The following is a 15,248-nucleotide window of genomic DNA, read 5'->3' on the forward strand; positions in this document are numbered from 1 at the left end:
GGCCGCGTAACGCATTAGCGCGTCGCAGCCCTGCGGAAATCGGACGGCGTGACGCCGGTCGCCTTCTTGAATGCGGTGCTGAAGTGCTGAGCGTGGCTGAAGCCGCAATCCAGCGCGACTTCGGTTGCGGTGCGACGAGGATCCAGGAGGAACTCTTTGGCACGCTCGAGACGCAGACCGTACACAAAGCGCAAGGGCGTCTGCCCGGCACTTTCGCGAAAAGCCCGCATGAAATGCCGGGGACTGACACCGGCGACTTGCGCCAGGTCCTTGATCGTGAACGGCCTCGACAAGTCGGCCTCGATGTAGTCGATAACGCGCCGCAAGCTGCCAGGTGCGAGGCCACCGCACTGGCGAATGGTGGCTGGCTGGCTGCCGTCGACCCGCGCCAGTAGGGCGAGTGCTTGCATTGCCCAGCCCTCGGCGAACAACCCGTAAAGGCTGTCTGCATTGCGCGCCTCACGGCATAGGACTGAAAGGCCACGTTGCAGATCTTCGTTGCCAAAGGCAATCAGCGGCCGATTGAAGTGGCAGCCGGCGTCGGAGGCAACGATCGGGTCGAGGAAGACCACCGTGTAGTCGAAGTTCGGGGCTACGTCGAACTCGCCTTCGACTGAAATCGAGGCCGGGAACAGAGCAAGGTTTGTTCCTTGTTTTATTCCCGAGTGGATGCGGCGGCCGTCGAGTTCCAGATGCAACTCTTTGAGGCCGTTCCGAAACCAGAACAGCGCGAGCCGCGGTTGACGAAAACGCCAGGAGATGGGCCCGGTCGCCCGGCGCGCGAGGACTTCAACATGTGTGGTGCGCGAGTCAACAATGGTGCCGGATACGAGTTCGCCCCCTACCTCGCGGTATTCATCTTGTGAGTCTAGGTGACCATGCATTGCTTACCTCCGCTTCGACCTTGCTTCCGGCCTCATTGTGCGCGCGGCCCCTTGGCCTCGCAAGCGAATCAGTCGCGGGTGAAGACCCCTTATGGGGAGGGGGTCGCTGACGCATCCCATCCAGCATCGCACTTGCTGCCCAAGACGATAGTCCGCGCCCCTCGATGTGCCGCACGCTAAAGCAGGAAATCCCGGCCCATCGGCAGGCGATCGAAGTGCGGACAGGGCAGCCGAGGTAGGTCGCCGAGATGCGTTGCTCAACGAGGCCGCGGCGCAATGGCATCAAGCACGGTAAATCCGCGACTCAGGCCTGGCCGATGGCGTCCCAACATCCCGGTGAAAGGCACTGCTGACCGATTGCGGCGTCGGCCGCACCGGGCGCGCGTGATCTCGGCGCGCGGCCCCATGGGCCTGGCCACGCGGTTTGCCTGGGCAAAGACGTCGACCCTGTTCCTTCTCAGAACCCGACTTTCCCAATGCCCTTCAATTGCAAGATGTCTCGGGCTTCGTTCGGGCTGGCGATTTCGAGTCCAAGCCCCTCGATAATCTGCCGCACCTGCCGCACCTGCGCTGCATTGCTCTCGGCGAGCGTGCCCCGCCCAAGCCACAGGCTGTCTTCCAATCCGACGCGCACATTGCCGCCCATACTGGCAGACATTGCTGCAAGGCGAAGCTGATCCTTGCCTGCCCCCAGCACCGACCAGCGATAGTCATTGCCGAACAGTCGGTCGGCCGTCCGCTTCATGTGCAACACGTCTTCAGGATGCGTGCCGATACCGCCCAGGATGCCGAACACAGTCTGGACAAAGAACGGCGCCTTGACCAGCCCGCGCTCGACGAAGTGCGCCAAGTTGTAGAGGTGGCTCACGTCGTAGCACTCGAATTCGAAGCGCGTGTCATTGGCAGCACATTGCGCCAGGGCGTATTCAATATCCTTAAAGGTGTTGCGGAAAATCAGGTCACGACTGGCTTCCAGCGCTTCGCGCTCCCATGCATGTTTGAACTCCTTGAAACGCGCGAGCATCGGGAACAGCGCGAAGTTCATGGAGCCCATGTTGAGTGAAGCCACCTCGGGCGCAAAGCGCATTGACGGCTGAATGCGCTCCTCGATCGTCATGTAGGGCGAGCCGCCACTGGTGATATTCAACACGGCGTCGGTGCATGCCTTGATTTGCGGCAAGAATCGGCCGAATGCATCGGGGCTCTGGTCCGGCTTGCCCGTGACAGGATCGCGTGCATGAAGGTGAATGATCGCGGCGCCCGCTTCGGCCGCGCCGACCGAGGCTTCGGTGATCTCTTCCGGTGTGACCGGTAGATACCGTGACATCGAGGGCGTATGAATCGCACCGGTGACAGCGCATGTGATGATGACTTTACTCATGATATGAATCCGGAAGTCCGCATCGGGTGGCCTGAATCTGCGATTACCGGCTTAGGGCGGGTTGACTTCATTGACTTGTCTCTTTTTATCTTCAGTTTGAGGTTCGGCATGCGGCGCAGACACACATTCCGGGCCGAGACCTCACGGCCAACGACCGCCCGTGCATAGACAAGGTCGCTCCCGTTGGTCCGTGCAGGCTGACCCACCCTCACACGCGAGGGGCTTCGGGCAGGCGTTCACCGCCGCGCACGACGTACTTGGCGGGATACAGTGTGACGAGAACCTCGACTTCGTCCTCCGTTGCCCCGGTGCACGCGCTCCAGATCGTGCTCACCTTTTTGGCCAGCGATAGCACGGCGCCGTCGCTGCGCCCATCACGTATGTGGCAGAAGATCAGCGTTTCGGAAGTGGGCTCTCCCGAACGGTAGGTATTCTCGGGCGTGGATTCATGGAATACGACGCTAATCAAGTCGAGCGGCGAGAGGATGATCTCCCTGATCGCGCTCGTGAACTCGCTGGCGACCTTGGCCTTGACGCCAGCTTCGATTCCGACCTTGCATTCGCAAACAATGACGGGCATGTTGTGTCTCCGTGAAGATAGGGCTGTTGAGGCTTCAGTCTCTCGGAACGTCGCCGCGGGCGATTGCATCGGGGTGCCACCACTTGCTTGGCAGTGCCATGACATCGCGTCGTGCCACCGGTCCAGGCCGAGTTCGTTATCGGTGGGCCGGTGCCCGCCAGTGCGACGTAGGTAGTGCCCCACCCGCTAGGCGCCCGGGCGCTGCAGGAGCCGCTGACGGCAGCATTGGCACAACGCTGACAGCCTGTCCGAGGGTACCCCGCTTCGTCGGACAGTCTTACATCTGAATTTTATGTCGATAGTTGGGTTCCTTTTGATGGCGTCGTTCGAGTTGTCCGCAGGCGGGCGGCGAGTCGCCTTTGTCGACCACGACGCCGCCCGGCGGTGGGCAACTCACTGGCGACGGCGTCGCAACGTGAAGGGCTTTGGCTGGAACCACAAGCGCGTGTATCGCATCTACCGCCAGTTGGAGCTGAACTTGCGCATCAAGCCCCGCAGACGACTGGTACGCGAGCAGCCGAAGCCTTTGGCAGTGCCACAGTCGTTGAATGAAAGCTGGTCCATGGACTTCATGCACGACCAACTGGCCGACGGCCGCAGCATCCGGCTGTTCAACGTTATCGACGATTTCAACCGTGAGGGGCTGTGTATCGACGTGGACTTCTCGCTGCCATCACCGTGGGTGATCCGTTGCCTGGATCAGATCATCGAGTGGCGGGGTAAGCCGCAGGCGATCCGATGCGACAACGGCCCGGAATACGTCAGCGAAGCGCTGAAGGACTGGGCCGGCAAGCGAGGAGTCAAGCTGCAGTTCATCCTGCCAGGCAAGCCGCAGCAGAATGCTCACATCGAGCGGTACAACCGGACCGTCAGGTATGACTGGCTGGCGCACTACCTGTTCGACACCGTTGCCGAGGTTCAGGACTACGCTACCAGATGGTTGTGGTCTTACAATCACGAGCGCCCGAATATGGCGCTCGACGGCATTACCCCGAAACAACGATTGGCCATCATGGCCTAGCCTCTACTTCCAACGACCGCTAGAAATGGGGGGGAATACCGTGTGGCCGAAGTGGCCTACGAGCCGGCGGCACGCCTTGCTAAGGATCGTGTCCAGTTCGGCAAGCCGATCGGATCGTTCCGTGCAAGTACTGGGCTTTGGCAATTTCGGCCACCTCACCCCGATACGACGCCTCATCCGCTTCCTGTTCGTCAGGCCAGCGCTTTGCCTCGGACTTCCTTCATACTCCCAGTCGCCCGGGAAACCCTTGTCTCTGGCTGACACTTCCCCTTGCCGGGCGTGTAAGGGACTTGCACCCTCAAGTCAGTGGGCCCTGACGGGCGCACCGAAAAGAAGAGCCCCGCGGCGAGCCGCGGGGCATAAGCTCGCTGAGGCGAGCATGGAGACAACGGCTACCGCATTCTGGCGTGTACGCGTTCACTATGCTGTATCGCAGGAAGATTACCAATCGCTCTGTGCGAACTCTCCCGTACTTTGAAAGATCCAGGCAAGCTCCCACTGTGCAGCCGCGCCGTGGCATTCCAAGGTACGGAACTCCCGGTCTTTTCGGTTGAGCTGGCGGGCGTCGTCGCCGTAGCATTGCCGGCGATGGCACAGGGAAGGCATGGCCGGGAACACCCGGGCTGGGCCTGGCAATGACATGACAAGGCAACCATGACTGAACACCACGCCACAAGCACGAACGCCGCACGCGCGCAGGCCGTCCTGCAAGATGTCAAGCGCCGCTGGAATACTGCCGCACTGACATGGAACGCCGACGCGCTGACCGCGCTGTACGCACCCGAAGCCCTGTTCTTCGGGGGCCGCCCGGGCCACGCCGTGGGCCACGCGGCGATCCTGGGGTACTTTGCCTCGTACACCGGGACGCTGCGCTCGGCATCGATGTCCCTGGCCGACCAGACCCTGGTCGAGCTCGGCGAGGACACGCTGCTGGCGCAGGGGCATGCAAACTTCCGCTTCGTGCTCACAGACGGGCGCGAAACCGACTCGACACTGCGGACGACTTGGGTGCTGGTCAAGCGCCTAGGCGTGTGGCAGATTCTGCAGCACCACTTTTCCCCGACACCGGAGGCACCGCCTATCCAATAGCCGGAGCCCCCTCATCGAGAAGACCCGATGCACGAAGACCACGCGCCCGCCGACCATTCCGCGCCAACGTTTGCCAACGAATTGCCGCCACCGGCACCACGACGCCACCTGCATACCCGCGCTGTCATCATGCAAGGCTTTCGCCGTGATGACGGCTTATGGGATATCGAAGGTGAGATGAAGGACAGCAAGACCGCGCCCTGGCCCAGCTGGGAAAGCGGTGAGCAACCGCCCGACGTGCCAATACACCACATGCGGGTCCGCATCACGCTGGACGACACTTATACCGTCCGGGCCATCGCAGCGGCACTGCCTTCCACTCCTTTTCCCGAATGCACCGGGGGCATTCCGCCGCTGCAAGGCCTGGTTGGCGCGAGCATCGCGCGCGGCTGGCGCAAGGCGCTGGAAGCCACATTGGGTGGCACCAGAGGCTGCACGCATCTGCGCGAACTGCTGATGAATTTCGGTACCGTGGCATACCAGACCGTGGGCGGAGAAACGCGGCGCCAGGAATGGGAGGCCCTGCCCGAACCGCGCATCAGACCTCCGATGGCGACGTCGCCCAAGCCGCATTGGGGCAAGTGCCTCGGCTGGCGCCTTGACGGCGAAGTGATAAGGCGGTGGGCCCCGGACTTCTACCAGCCCCCCGGCAACGCTTCGGCAGGCACCAGTCCAACCGCTTCGGACTAACCACCGCACTTCATTATTGCCGGCCCGCCCCCAGGAGGCTGCCACTCCTGGAGCTCCGGCCCATTCCATTGGCGCATGGCGGCATTGTTCTTTGTATGGAACATGGCAGGGCCACCGCTTGACGGTTCCTGGCGGCGGCCTCGAAACTCGTTTGCGCCAACGCCTCACTGGATCTGTGTGACGACGACGAGCTTGCGCCCCGCCTAACGGCCACTACGAAGGAGAAGCATGCAGCCACACGCAACTGACGATTTCCCCATCGAGCGCCGCGTTGCCACGCATCTTGCTGCGACGGCCTGGGACGATCTGCCGGCGCCATCGCGTGAGAGTGCGTTGCGTGCCATCCTGTGGTGGCTGGCGACAGGACTGGAGGGCGTCACCGAAGCGAACCATGCAACGCTGCTGCGCTATGTTGAACAACTGGCGGGGCCAGCCGAAGCCGCGATACTGGGCACCAGCCAGCGCACGACTGCCGAACTCGCAGGCCTGGTCAATGGCCGAGCTGGCAAGGCCTGGGAGCACGAGGACAAGTATTGGGTTGACGAGACCATCGGCTTTGCCGTCGGTTGTTGCGTTGTGCCCGCGGCCATTGCAGCGGCCGAGGCGCGAGGCGCCGTAAGTGGCCCTGCCCTGGCGACGGCGGTCGCCCTGGCCATCGACCTGGAGATTCGGCTGCTGCGGCCCCTTGGCCTGGGTTTTGTGCCCGGCCAGGCCGTAGCCAACGCGACATTTACGCTGGGCACCTACGGCGCCGCGGTGGCAGCGGCCAAGATCTTCAGTCTAAATGCCGATGGCTTCCTCGACGCACTCGGACTTGCGCATTGCCAGGCCTGCGGCAACTTCCAGGGGCAGGTTGAAGGACGCGGGGTGGCAACTCAGGCCGGCATCGCCGTGCGCAATGGCATTGCGGCGGCCCGGATGGCCGCGGTCGGCATGCCTGGCCCCAGAGGATCGCTGACCGGTCGCTGCGGCCTCTACGCAATGCATTTTCCGCGTTGCACGGTTGCAGCCGATGAAATCGTCCATCGCCTGGGCGAAGATTTTCTCAACGTCCATCTGGGATTCAAGGGATATCCCTGCGGCGTGGTGGCGCACCCCGTCATCGACGCCGTGCTGGAGACTCGTGCCTCGCTGAACGGTCGCCCGGTTCAGTCGATCGACGTCTTCGGAGCAACCAGCCTGGCCATCATGGCCAGCCCCATCGACCGTAAGCGCGCACCCGCCAGCGTCATCGAAGCCCAGTTCAGCATTCCATGGGCGGCCGCGTGCGCAATCCGCGATGGTCACTTTTCCATCAGTCACTACGACGACGCAGCCCAGCGCGACCCGGAGTTGCGGCATCTGGCAGGACTGGTCAATGTACACATGCGAGACGAGGCAAATGGAACCGTGGTGACGCTCACGCTCTCCGACGGCACAGTCCTCGAATCCCCGGTGATCACGGGATCGAGAGGCAACCCGAAGAATCCGCTACCGACTACGGAAATCGAAGACATCCTCTACCGGGCAGCGGAGCGGCTCGGCATAAGAAGTGCCTCGGCCAGGCGCGCGGTTGCGCTATTGCGCGAGATCGAGTCGCTCAAAGATTGCCGCGACCTCATGACCCTGCTGGGCGATCGAGAGGCTTGACCGCCTCGCCCTCTCTTCCGGAGACATTCTTCATGTACCGACTCATCAACCAAATCGCGTGTGCCACGCTTCTGCTGACCGGAACCGCTGCCGCCATAGCGCAGGAGCACTATCCCAATCGCCCGATCCGAATCGTCGTGAACTCTGCTCCGGGCGCGCTGCTGGACATCACCACGCGGGCCGTGGCACAGCAAATGGCAGAGAACCTGGGGCAGCCCCTTGTCATCGACAATCGTCCCGGCGCGGACGGCCAGATCGGCATTCGGGCCGCGAAGGCCGCACCGGCCGACGGATACACGCTGCTGGCCAGCGCCAACACCGTTGCGCAACTGCCGGCGATGAAGAAGGACCCTGGCTACGCGCTAAAGGACTTCGTCGGCATTGGCATGATGAACGAAGCACCGCTACTGATGGTCACCTCGCCGAGCTTGCCATATCGCAGCGTGGCTGATCTGACAGCCGCGGCCCAGGCCAGGCCTGGCAAGCTCTCATACGCGTCAGGCGGCAGCGGCACCACCACTCACGTGGCTGCCGCGATTCTTATGCACCAGGCAAACCTGGATTTCGTACACGTGCCGTACAAGGGTATCGCCTCGGCCATGAGCGACGTTATCGCAGGCCGCGTCGATTTTGCATTCGATGGCGGCAATTCCTCGGGTCCGCAAGTCAAGGACGGCCGGTTGCGCGCCCTGGGCGTGACATCCGCCAAGCGTTCCCCGGCATTCCCCGATATCCCCACGCTGGCCGAACAAGGACTCGCCGGGTATAGCTACACCGTGTACCTTGGCCTGCTCGCCCCCGCCGGCACACCGAAAGAGGTCGTACAGCGCCTCAGCCAGGCGTTGCTAGCCTCGCTGGCAAGTGCCCCGGTGAGAGAGCGTTTCCGCCGCGATGGCGCAGAGCCCGGCACGATGACGCCGGAAGCCTTCACCCGCTTCCTTCAGCAGGATCTGCAACGCACGATGAAGATCGTCGCCGACCTCGAACTGGCAAAGGAGTGAACGCCCATGGGCAAGACCATTATCGAACGCCTGGCAGAGTTCTCGGTGAAAACCGATATCGCGCGGCTGCCGGCGAATGTCATTGAAGAATGCAAGCGCGACATACTCGACTCCATCGGCTGCGCGCTGGCGGGCATGGAACATCCGAAGGGGCGCATCGGCATTGAGGCCGGCCGGCGGCTCGGTGGCACCGGAGGCAGCGCGACAATCATCGGCACCGGTGACAAGTCCACCCCTCACGGCGCGGCATTTGCCAACGGCGAGATGATCAACGCGCTGGACGCGGACTCCGTGCTGCTGCCTGGCCACGTGAGCCCCTATGTGCTGCCCGGAGCCTTCGCATCCGCTGAGGTGCACCAGCGCTCGGGAAGTGACCTGATCGCTGCCGTCGCCGTATCCCACGAAATCTCCTGCCGGTTGGGAGCCGCCATGAGCGGCTATCGCGACACCAAGGACGGTACGGCTGCGCATACGTCGGTCGTCGGCTACAGCAGCACGGTGTTCGGCGCGACGGCGTCGGCCGCGAAGCTCAAGGGGCTTGCCGTGGACCGACTGGCGAATGCCCTGGGCATCGCCGCCGCCACGGCACCGGTCAACTCGCAGCGTGCCTGGTTCATGCACACGCCGACAGCGACCATCAAGTACCAGATGGCCGGCGCGTTGACCAATGCTGCCCTGTCGGCGGCCGACATGGGCGATCTCGGCCACCGTGGTGACCTGCAGATGCTCGATGACGAGGAATTCGGCTATCCGCGCTTTATCGGCACCGCGCGCTGGTCACCCGAGCTTCTCACCACGGGCCTCGGCGAGGAATGGCGTTTCCCCGCCTTCCAGATTTTCAAGCCTTATCCGCACTGCCGCGTCATGCACGCACCCCTGGATATCCTGATCGATCTCGTGGCGCAGCACAACATACGTGTCGAGGAAATCGAGGGCATCACTTCCTACGGAGAGGGCTGGGCCTACGAGCTACCTTGCTTCACGAACCACGAGATTACCGAACTGCACGACGCGCAGTTCTGCTTCGCGCATGGCCTGGCCGTCGCTGCTCACCGCATCCCCCCCGGCAGACAATGGCAGGACCCGTCCGTCGTTTTCGACCCGTCGGTCATGACCTTGATGCACCGGGTAAAACTGGAAACACACCCGACCTACTTCCAGTCCATTTCCGCAGACATCACCAGCCGCCCGTCACGCGTCGAGATCCGTGCACGTGGCCAGACGTTCGCTGCCGAGAAGCATTTCCCCAAGGGCACCCCTTCGGCCGACCCGCAGACCTACATGACCACGGAGGAACTGGTTTGCAAGTTCCGCACCTTCGTCGATGGTCTTCTTCCAGTCGCGACCATCGACAAGGTCCTGGACAGCGTGCTGCACCTTGAGCAGGTCGATGACTTTGGCAAGCTCATGCGCCTGCTGGCGCGGCAGTAGGAAAAGTAGAGCGCCAACCCTTCCACGCGTCGTGCCGGATTCTCTCCCAAAGCAGCACGCTGCCCACGTGTTTTGGTCGGTGCCACGCGCGCGACGGCCAGTGTCTCCTTCAATGGCCCGCTTCATGCTCAGAGAGGCGCACTGATTCAGAGGCCGCTTCGGCAGCGCCTTTATCCCGTTGCACGTCGCTTCTTCATGTTTCGCCGCCTATTCTCCAAAGCCGATTTTTCGGCCTCCAGGAGGCCTCTCTTTTCAATCAGAAAGTCCATGAGGACGCGAACCTTCAGGGGCATCTGGGCGCGCGAGGGAACATAGAGGTAGAACCCCGCAAAAGGCTTGCACCAAGGCTGAAGGACGCGCATCAATGAACCGTCCGCTATCAGGTGGCGCACCGCAATATCCACATGTTGGACGAGTCCGGCGCCTTGAAGGGCCATGCGAATCATGCTGTCGTCATCATTGGTGATCAAGGACCCCTGAGGCACCACAACGAACGCATGGCCATTCGGCTCCGGGGAACTGAACTCCCACCGAAAGATGGCTCCGCTCGATGTGTGTCGGTAAGCCACGCAGTCATGCTTGGCCAGATCAGCGGGAGACTCAGGCACACCGCGGCGCTTGAAGTAGTCGGGCGACGCAACGACGGCCATCTCCAACGACGGCGAAATCGGGACAGCCACGACATGTTGCGCCAGGCTTTCTCCCATGCGGATGCCTGCGTCACATCCATCCGCCACAATGTTGGAAAACCCGTCATCCAGCAAGATTTCCAGCTTCAACTGGGGATAGCGCGCCAGGAATTCCGCAAGATGCGGTTCAATCAGGTTCCGGGATGCAATCCTCGACGTGTTGATTCGCAACAGACCCGATGGGGACGTATTGGCTTCGCCTACGCTGCGCACGGCTTGCTCAATGGTCCCGAATGCCGGACGGATCTGGTCGAACAGGCGCTGCCCTTCCTCTGTCAACGACATGTCGCGCGTCGTGCGGTAAATGAGCTTGACATTCAGTTGCCGCTCCAGAGTCTTAAGACTCTGCGACAGCGCCGCCCGCGTGATCCCCATCTCCGCTGCAGCCTTTGTGAAACTACCGTGCTGTGCGATGAGAGAGAACCAAGCGAGCGAGGGTATTTTGGACGGATCCATCTTGCCTCATTGTTAAGCCAGATTTACATGTGCAGTAGATGCCAATGGCTTGCTGGTTGTCAATACGCTTCCTACCATTCGAACTCAAGCGACAGGCTCGGGCCATGCCCCAGGGTGAATTAGGTGCCCCATATGCCACCGCAGGTCTGAACTCGCCCGTGCTTTCGCCTTGGTAGGAAGCGTCGTAGGCAATGGCGACGAAGCCATTATCTGCCAGCTTCCTGGCGTAGAGGCCGGTGGTCTGCTCCTTCACGCCGCCTCCCGGATGCCGCCTGACGAGATGCTGCGCGCCATCGACGACGAATGGTTCGCGCCTCAATCCGGGCGTTGATGCTCTTTCAGGGCTTCGGCACTTGCGCCATCGGCGTAAGACATCGGCGTAAGACATCAGATTTGAAGATCAAGCATGACATCATCTAACGACTTCCTGTTCCAAACATTTTCATTCGCCAACGGCATCACACTGCGCAATCGCGTGGTGATGGCGCCGATGACCACCTGGTCCTAGAACGCCGACGAAAGCATCTCCGACCAAGAGCTGGCCTGGTACCGCGCTCGCGCAAAAGGTGTGGGTCTCATCTTGACAGGCTGCACCCACGTGCAGGCCGGCGGCATCGGCTTCACCAAGGAATTCGCGGCCTACGACGACCGATTCATTCCCAGCCTGATCCCGAACGGCGAACTGATCAGCGCCAGCGCCATGGCCGCGTTCCCTTGATGGCGGCCGGTGAAGTCCGTACGCCACGAGAGGCTCGCGAAGCGCTGGCCCTGGTGACGCCGCGAGAGGCCCCTGCCGCCCCATTCCGGATCCCTACTTTCGGATCGGCGCAAATAGGCGCTCAACCTCAAAGCCTGAGTTCGATCAACAAGTCCTTCGCCGCCACTCGGTCGCCCTGCTGCACATGTACTGCGGCAATCTCACAATCGCGATCGGCCGCGATGTGGGTTTCCATCTTCATCGCCTCCAGCGCAAGCAGCGTCGTGCCTGCGGCCACGCGCTGTCCCGGCTGCACCGCCACCGTCACGATCGCGCCCGGCATCGGCGCGGCAACATGCAGCGGATTGCCAGGTTCGGCAACCGGACGGCTGTGGCGCACCACCGCCGCATGCGCGGCGCTGCGCTGTTCGACCAGCGCCGTTCGCGACTGGCCGTTCAGCTCGAACTGGACCTTGATGTTGCCCTCTTCGGCGTCCGGGTGCATGCCCTGCAGCGACACCAGCAGCGTCTTGCCCGGCTCGAGGTCGACGGCCGTTTCTTCCTGCGGCTGCAGGCCATACAGGAAGGCCGGCGTCGGTACGACTGACGTATCGCTATAGGTCCGCACATGCGCGTGGTAGGCGATCGCCTGCTTCGGATACATCAGGTAAGAAGCGAGCTGCCGGTCGTCGAGCGCCTGCTCGCAGGCCGCTTCGCCCGCGGCACGCGCCGCCGCCAGATCGACTGCCGGTATCTGGTCGCCCGGCCGATAAGGCGCGGGCGGCTCCCCGCGCAGGACCTTGCGCGAGAGTGCCGCCGGGAAGCCATCTGGCGGGAAGCCGAGTTCCCCCTTGAACAGGGAGACCACCGATTCGGGAAAGGCAATCTCCTTGCCCGGATCGCAGACATCGGCAGCACTCATGTCGTTGGCCACCATCATCAGTGCCATGTCGCCCACCACCTTGGAAGTCGGCGTCACCTTCACGATGTCGCCGAACATCTTGTTGACATCGGCGTACGCGCGCGACACCTCGGTCCAGCGATGCTCAATGCCGAGCGAGCGGGCCTGCTCGCGCAGGTTCGTGTACTGGCCACCGGGCATCTCATGGCGGTAAACATCGGCCGTGCCGGCGCGGATCTCCGATTCGAACGGTGCGTAGTAGCGACGGACGCCTTCCCAGTACATCGACGCCTCATGCAGACGCTCCAGGTCGAGTCCGGAGGCGCGCTCGCTGCCGGCCAGTGCCGCCGCGATGCTCGACAGGTTGGGTTGCGAGGTCAGCCCGCTCATCGCATCCAGCGCGCCATCGACCGCATCGCAGCCGGCATCGATGGCAGCCAGCGCCGAAGCGGCCGAAATGCCGCTGGTATCGTGGGTGTGGAAATGCACGGGGAGGCCCGTCTCTTCCTTGAGCGCCTTCACCAGCGCGGCGGCAGCCTGCGGACGGCAGATCCCCGCCATGTCCTTGATGCCAAGCACGTGCACGCCGGCAGCCTGCAGTTCGCGCGCGATCCCGACGTAGTACTTCAGGTCGTGTTTAGGGCGGGAGCCGTCGAAAATGTCCCCGGTGTAGCAGATTGCGCCCTCGCACAGTGCACCGCTATCGCATACGGCGTCGATCGCCACACGCATGTTGCGCACCCAATTCAGCGAATCGAACACGCGGAACACGTCCACGCCGGCGCTGGCGGCCTGGCGGACGAAGAACTTCACCACGTTGTCCGCATAGTTCGTGTAGCCGACCGCGTTCGAGCCGCGCAGCAGCATCTGGAACAGGATGTTGGGCACGCGCTCGCGCAGTTGCTCAAGACGTTGCCACGGATCTTCCTTCAGGAAGCGCAGCGCCACGTCGAATGTCGCCCCGCCCCAGCACTCCATCGAGAACAGTTGGGGCAGTTCGCGGGCATAGAACGGCGCGATCGGCAGCATGTCAGCAGTGCGCATGCGCGTGGCGAACAGCGACTGGTGCGCATCGCGCATAGTCGTGTCGGTCAGCAGCACCCGCTTCTGCTCCAGCATCCAGCGCGAGAATTTCTCCGCGCCGAGTTCTCGCAAGAGGTCGCGCGTACCGGTCGGAAGCGGGCCGCCGGTATCCACCGCAGGCAGCACCGGGGTGGGCAGCGGCAGCGCAGGCAGCGAGCGGCCGCTCATTTCCGGATGCCCGTTGACGCACACATCGCCGAGATAGCGCAGGAGCTTGGTCGCGCGGTCCTGCCTCTTGGTGAAGGCCAGCAGTTCCGGCGTCTTGTCGATAAAGCGCGTGGTGACATCGCCGGACCGGAAGGCCGGATGGTTGATGACGTTCTCGAGGAACTGCAGGTTGGACGCGACGCCGCGGATGCGGAACTCACGCAACGCGCGGTCCATGCGCCGGATCGACTCGGGGGCAGTCGGCGCCCACGTGGTGACCTTGACCAGCAGCGAATCATAGTACGGCGTGATCACTGCGCCACCGTAGGCAGTACCAGCGTCCAGGCGCACGCCGAAGCCCGCAGCGCTGCGGTAGGCGGAGAGCCTGCCATAGTCCGGCAGGAAGCCGTTCTCGGGGTCCTCGGTCGTGATCCGGCATTGCAGGGCATGCCCGTTCAGAGAGATTCCCGCCTGCTCCGGCACGCCGGCCGCGCGCACGACGATCTTGCCGTCGGCGTCGCGCGTGTTCTCGGTCATGCCGATATGACCGCCCTCGGTGATGCGGATCTGCGCCTTGACGATATCGACCCCGGTAACCAGCTCGGTGACCGTGTGCTCCACCTGGATGCGCGGATTGACTTCGATGAAATAGAACTGGCCGGAGTCGGCATCCATCAGGAATTCGATCGTGCCCGCATGCGTGTACCCGACCGCGCGCATCAGCCGCATCGCCGCATCGCACAGCGCGGCCCGGCCGCCATCGTCGAGGTATGGCGCCGGCGCGCGCTCCACCACCTTCTGGTTGCGACGCTGCACGGTACAGTCGCGTTCGTACAGGTGCACCAGATTGCCGTGCGCATCGCCGAGCGCCTGCACTTCTACGTGGCGCGCGTTGCGCACCAGTTTCTCGACATACACCTCATCATTGCCGAACGCCGACAATGCCTCGCGCCGCGCGGCCGGCAGCGCGGTCTCGAGATCCTGCTCGTTCTCCAGCATGCGCATGCCGCGCCCGCCACCGCCCCAGCTCGCCTTGAGCATCAGCGGGTAGCCGATGCCGGCCGCCAGGCGCTTGCACTCGTCGAGGTCCCTGGGCAACGGATCGGTCGCCGGCATCACTGGCACGCCCGCCTCGATCGCCGCATTGCGAGCGGCTACCTTGTTCCCCAGCTTGCGCATGACCTCCGGCGACGGGCCGATCCAGCGAATCCCGGCGTCCATCACGGCTTGCGCGAAATCCGGGTTTTCCGAGAGGAAGCCATAGCCCGGGTGGATCGCGTCGACCTTGGCCTGCCGGGCGATGCGCAGGATGTCGTCGATGTCGAGGTAGGCCGCCAGCGGCTTCTTGCCCTCGCCAACCAGGTAACTCTCGTCGGCCTTGAAGCGATGGAGCGCAAGCCGGTCCTCCTTCGAATAAATCGCCACCGTACGGATGTTCATTTCCGCAGCGGCGCGCATCACACGAATCGCGATCTCGGAGCGGTTGGCAATCAACAGGGATTTGATTGGGGTGTAGTCCATGGGTGCACAAGAAAGTAGGCCATGCCGTGCACAAGCGTCACGGCGTGT

General features: G+C 63.0%; 11 protein-coding genes and 2 pseudogenes. 7 read left to right on the forward strand and 6 right to left on the reverse strand.

The window, feature by feature from the left end; translation table 11 throughout:
- Positions 1-14: 14 nt before the first annotated feature.
- From AC1RWI_RS01620 to AC1RWI_RS01630, 3 genes are all read right to left on the reverse strand, one after another.
- Positions 15-884 carry an AraC family transcriptional regulator gene (locus AC1RWI_RS01620; protein WP_492864144.1) on the reverse strand — a complete coding sequence of 290 codons (870 nt, stop codon included), beginning with the start codon at positions 882-884 and terminating at the stop codon, positions 15-17.
- 457 nt (positions 885-1,341) lie between these two features.
- A complete protein-coding gene (gene kce / locus AC1RWI_RS01625; protein ID WP_492864146.1) occupies positions 1,342-2,265 on the reverse strand; it encodes a 3,5-dioxohexanoate:acetyl-CoA acetone transferase in 924 nt (307 codons plus the stop codon).
- 208 nt (positions 2,266-2,473) lie between these two features.
- Entirely contained in the window at positions 2,474-2,845 is a 372-nt protein-coding gene (locus AC1RWI_RS01630) for a tautomerase family protein (protein WP_492864148.1), read from the reverse strand.
- Between the two features lie 409 nt (positions 2,846-3,254).
- On the opposite strand from AC1RWI_RS01630, the pseudogene AC1RWI_RS01635 reads away from it, so the two are divergent.
- The 6 genes and pseudogenes from AC1RWI_RS01635 to AC1RWI_RS01660 form a co-directional block, all read left to right on the forward strand.
- Positions 3,255-3,866: pseudogene (locus AC1RWI_RS01635) on the forward strand (IS3 family transposase); the annotation flags it as partial.
- Between the two features lie 654 nt (positions 3,867-4,520).
- Positions 4,521-4,955, forward strand: coding sequence for a YybH family protein (locus AC1RWI_RS01640; protein ID WP_492864150.1), 435 nt, complete (start codon positions 4,521-4,523; stop codon positions 4,953-4,955).
- 27 nt (positions 4,956-4,982) lie between these two features.
- Positions 4,983-5,645, forward strand: a complete 663-nt coding sequence (locus AC1RWI_RS01645) for a DUF2889 domain-containing protein (protein ID WP_052494954.1) — start codon at positions 4,983-4,985, stop codon at positions 5,643-5,645.
- Positions 5,646-5,873: 228 nt separating this feature from the next.
- The gene (locus AC1RWI_RS01650; protein WP_492864152.1) at positions 5,874-7,274 is read left to right on the forward strand and encodes an MmgE/PrpD family protein; all 1,401 of its coding nucleotides are present in this window, start codon (positions 5,874-5,876) and stop codon (positions 7,272-7,274) included.
- The gene (locus AC1RWI_RS01655; RefSeq protein ID WP_492864154.1) at positions 7,271-8,275 is read left to right on the forward strand and encodes a Bug family tripartite tricarboxylate transporter substrate binding protein; all 1,005 of its coding nucleotides are present in this window, start codon (positions 7,271-7,273) and stop codon (positions 8,273-8,275) included. The genes AC1RWI_RS01650 and AC1RWI_RS01655 overlap by 4 nt, the downstream gene beginning before the upstream one ends.
- Before the next feature lie 6 nt (positions 8,276-8,281).
- Entirely contained in the window at positions 8,282-9,706 is a 1,425-nt protein-coding gene (locus AC1RWI_RS01660) for an MmgE/PrpD family protein (protein ID WP_492864156.1), read from the forward strand.
- Between the two features lie 170 nt (positions 9,707-9,876).
- Here the strand turns inward: AC1RWI_RS01660 and AC1RWI_RS01665 are convergent, their stop codons facing one another.
- Together AC1RWI_RS01665 and AC1RWI_RS01670 are read right to left on the reverse strand one after the other, a co-directional pair.
- The gene (locus tag AC1RWI_RS01665; protein WP_492864158.1) at positions 9,877-10,851 is read right to left on the reverse strand and encodes a LysR family transcriptional regulator; all 975 of its coding nucleotides are present in this window, start codon (positions 10,849-10,851) and stop codon (positions 9,877-9,879) included.
- A gap of 145 nt (positions 10,852-10,996) precedes the next feature.
- Positions 10,997-11,131 (reverse strand): annotated as a pseudogene (locus AC1RWI_RS01670) (alpha/beta hydrolase); the annotation flags it as partial.
- Between the two features lie 300 nt (positions 11,132-11,431).
- On the opposite strand from AC1RWI_RS01670, the gene AC1RWI_RS01675 reads away from it, so the two are divergent.
- Positions 11,432-11,569 (forward strand): hypothetical protein, encoded by a 138-nt coding sequence (locus AC1RWI_RS01675; RefSeq protein WP_236702186.1) that lies wholly within the window; start codon positions 11,432-11,434, stop codon positions 11,567-11,569.
- Between the two features lie 127 nt (positions 11,570-11,696).
- Here AC1RWI_RS01675 and AC1RWI_RS01680 read toward each other — a convergent pair whose 3' ends face one another.
- Positions 11,697-15,200 (reverse strand): pyruvate carboxylase, encoded by a 3,504-nt coding sequence (locus AC1RWI_RS01680; protein WP_492864160.1) that lies wholly within the window; start codon positions 15,198-15,200, stop codon positions 11,697-11,699.
- Between the last annotated feature and the right edge of the window lie 48 nt (positions 15,201-15,248).

It is taken from the genome of Cupriavidus sp. MPR-AND1C, assembly GCF_058809705.1.

Coding starts and splice junctions, on each gene's coding strand:
- kce (WP_492864146.1), bottom strand. CDS start 2,265: ATGAGTAAAGTCATCATCACATGCGCTGTCACCGGTGCGATTCATACG.
- AC1RWI_RS01645 (WP_052494954.1), top strand. CDS start 4,983: ATGCACGAAGACCACGCGCCCGCCGACCATTCCGCGCCAACGTTTGCC.
- AC1RWI_RS01620 (WP_492864144.1), bottom strand. CDS start 884: ATGCATGGTCACCTAGACTCACAAGATGAATACCGCGAGGTAGGGGGC.
- AC1RWI_RS01665 (WP_492864158.1), bottom strand. CDS start 10,851: ATGGATCCGTCCAAAATACCCTCGCTCGCTTGGTTCTCTCTCATCGCA.
- AC1RWI_RS01650 (WP_492864152.1), top strand. CDS start 5,874: ATGCAGCCACACGCAACTGACGATTTCCCCATCGAGCGCCGCGTTGCC.
- AC1RWI_RS01680 (WP_492864160.1), bottom strand. CDS start 15,200: ATGGACTACACCCCAATCAAATCCCTGTTGATTGCCAACCGCTCCGAG.
- AC1RWI_RS01660 (WP_492864156.1), top strand. CDS start 8,282: ATGGGCAAGACCATTATCGAACGCCTGGCAGAGTTCTCGGTGAAAACC.
- AC1RWI_RS01640 (WP_492864150.1), top strand. CDS start 4,521: ATGACTGAACACCACGCCACAAGCACGAACGCCGCACGCGCGCAGGCC.
- AC1RWI_RS01630 (WP_492864148.1), bottom strand. CDS start 2,845: ATGCCCGTCATTGTTTGCGAATGCAAGGTCGGAATCGAAGCTGGCGTC.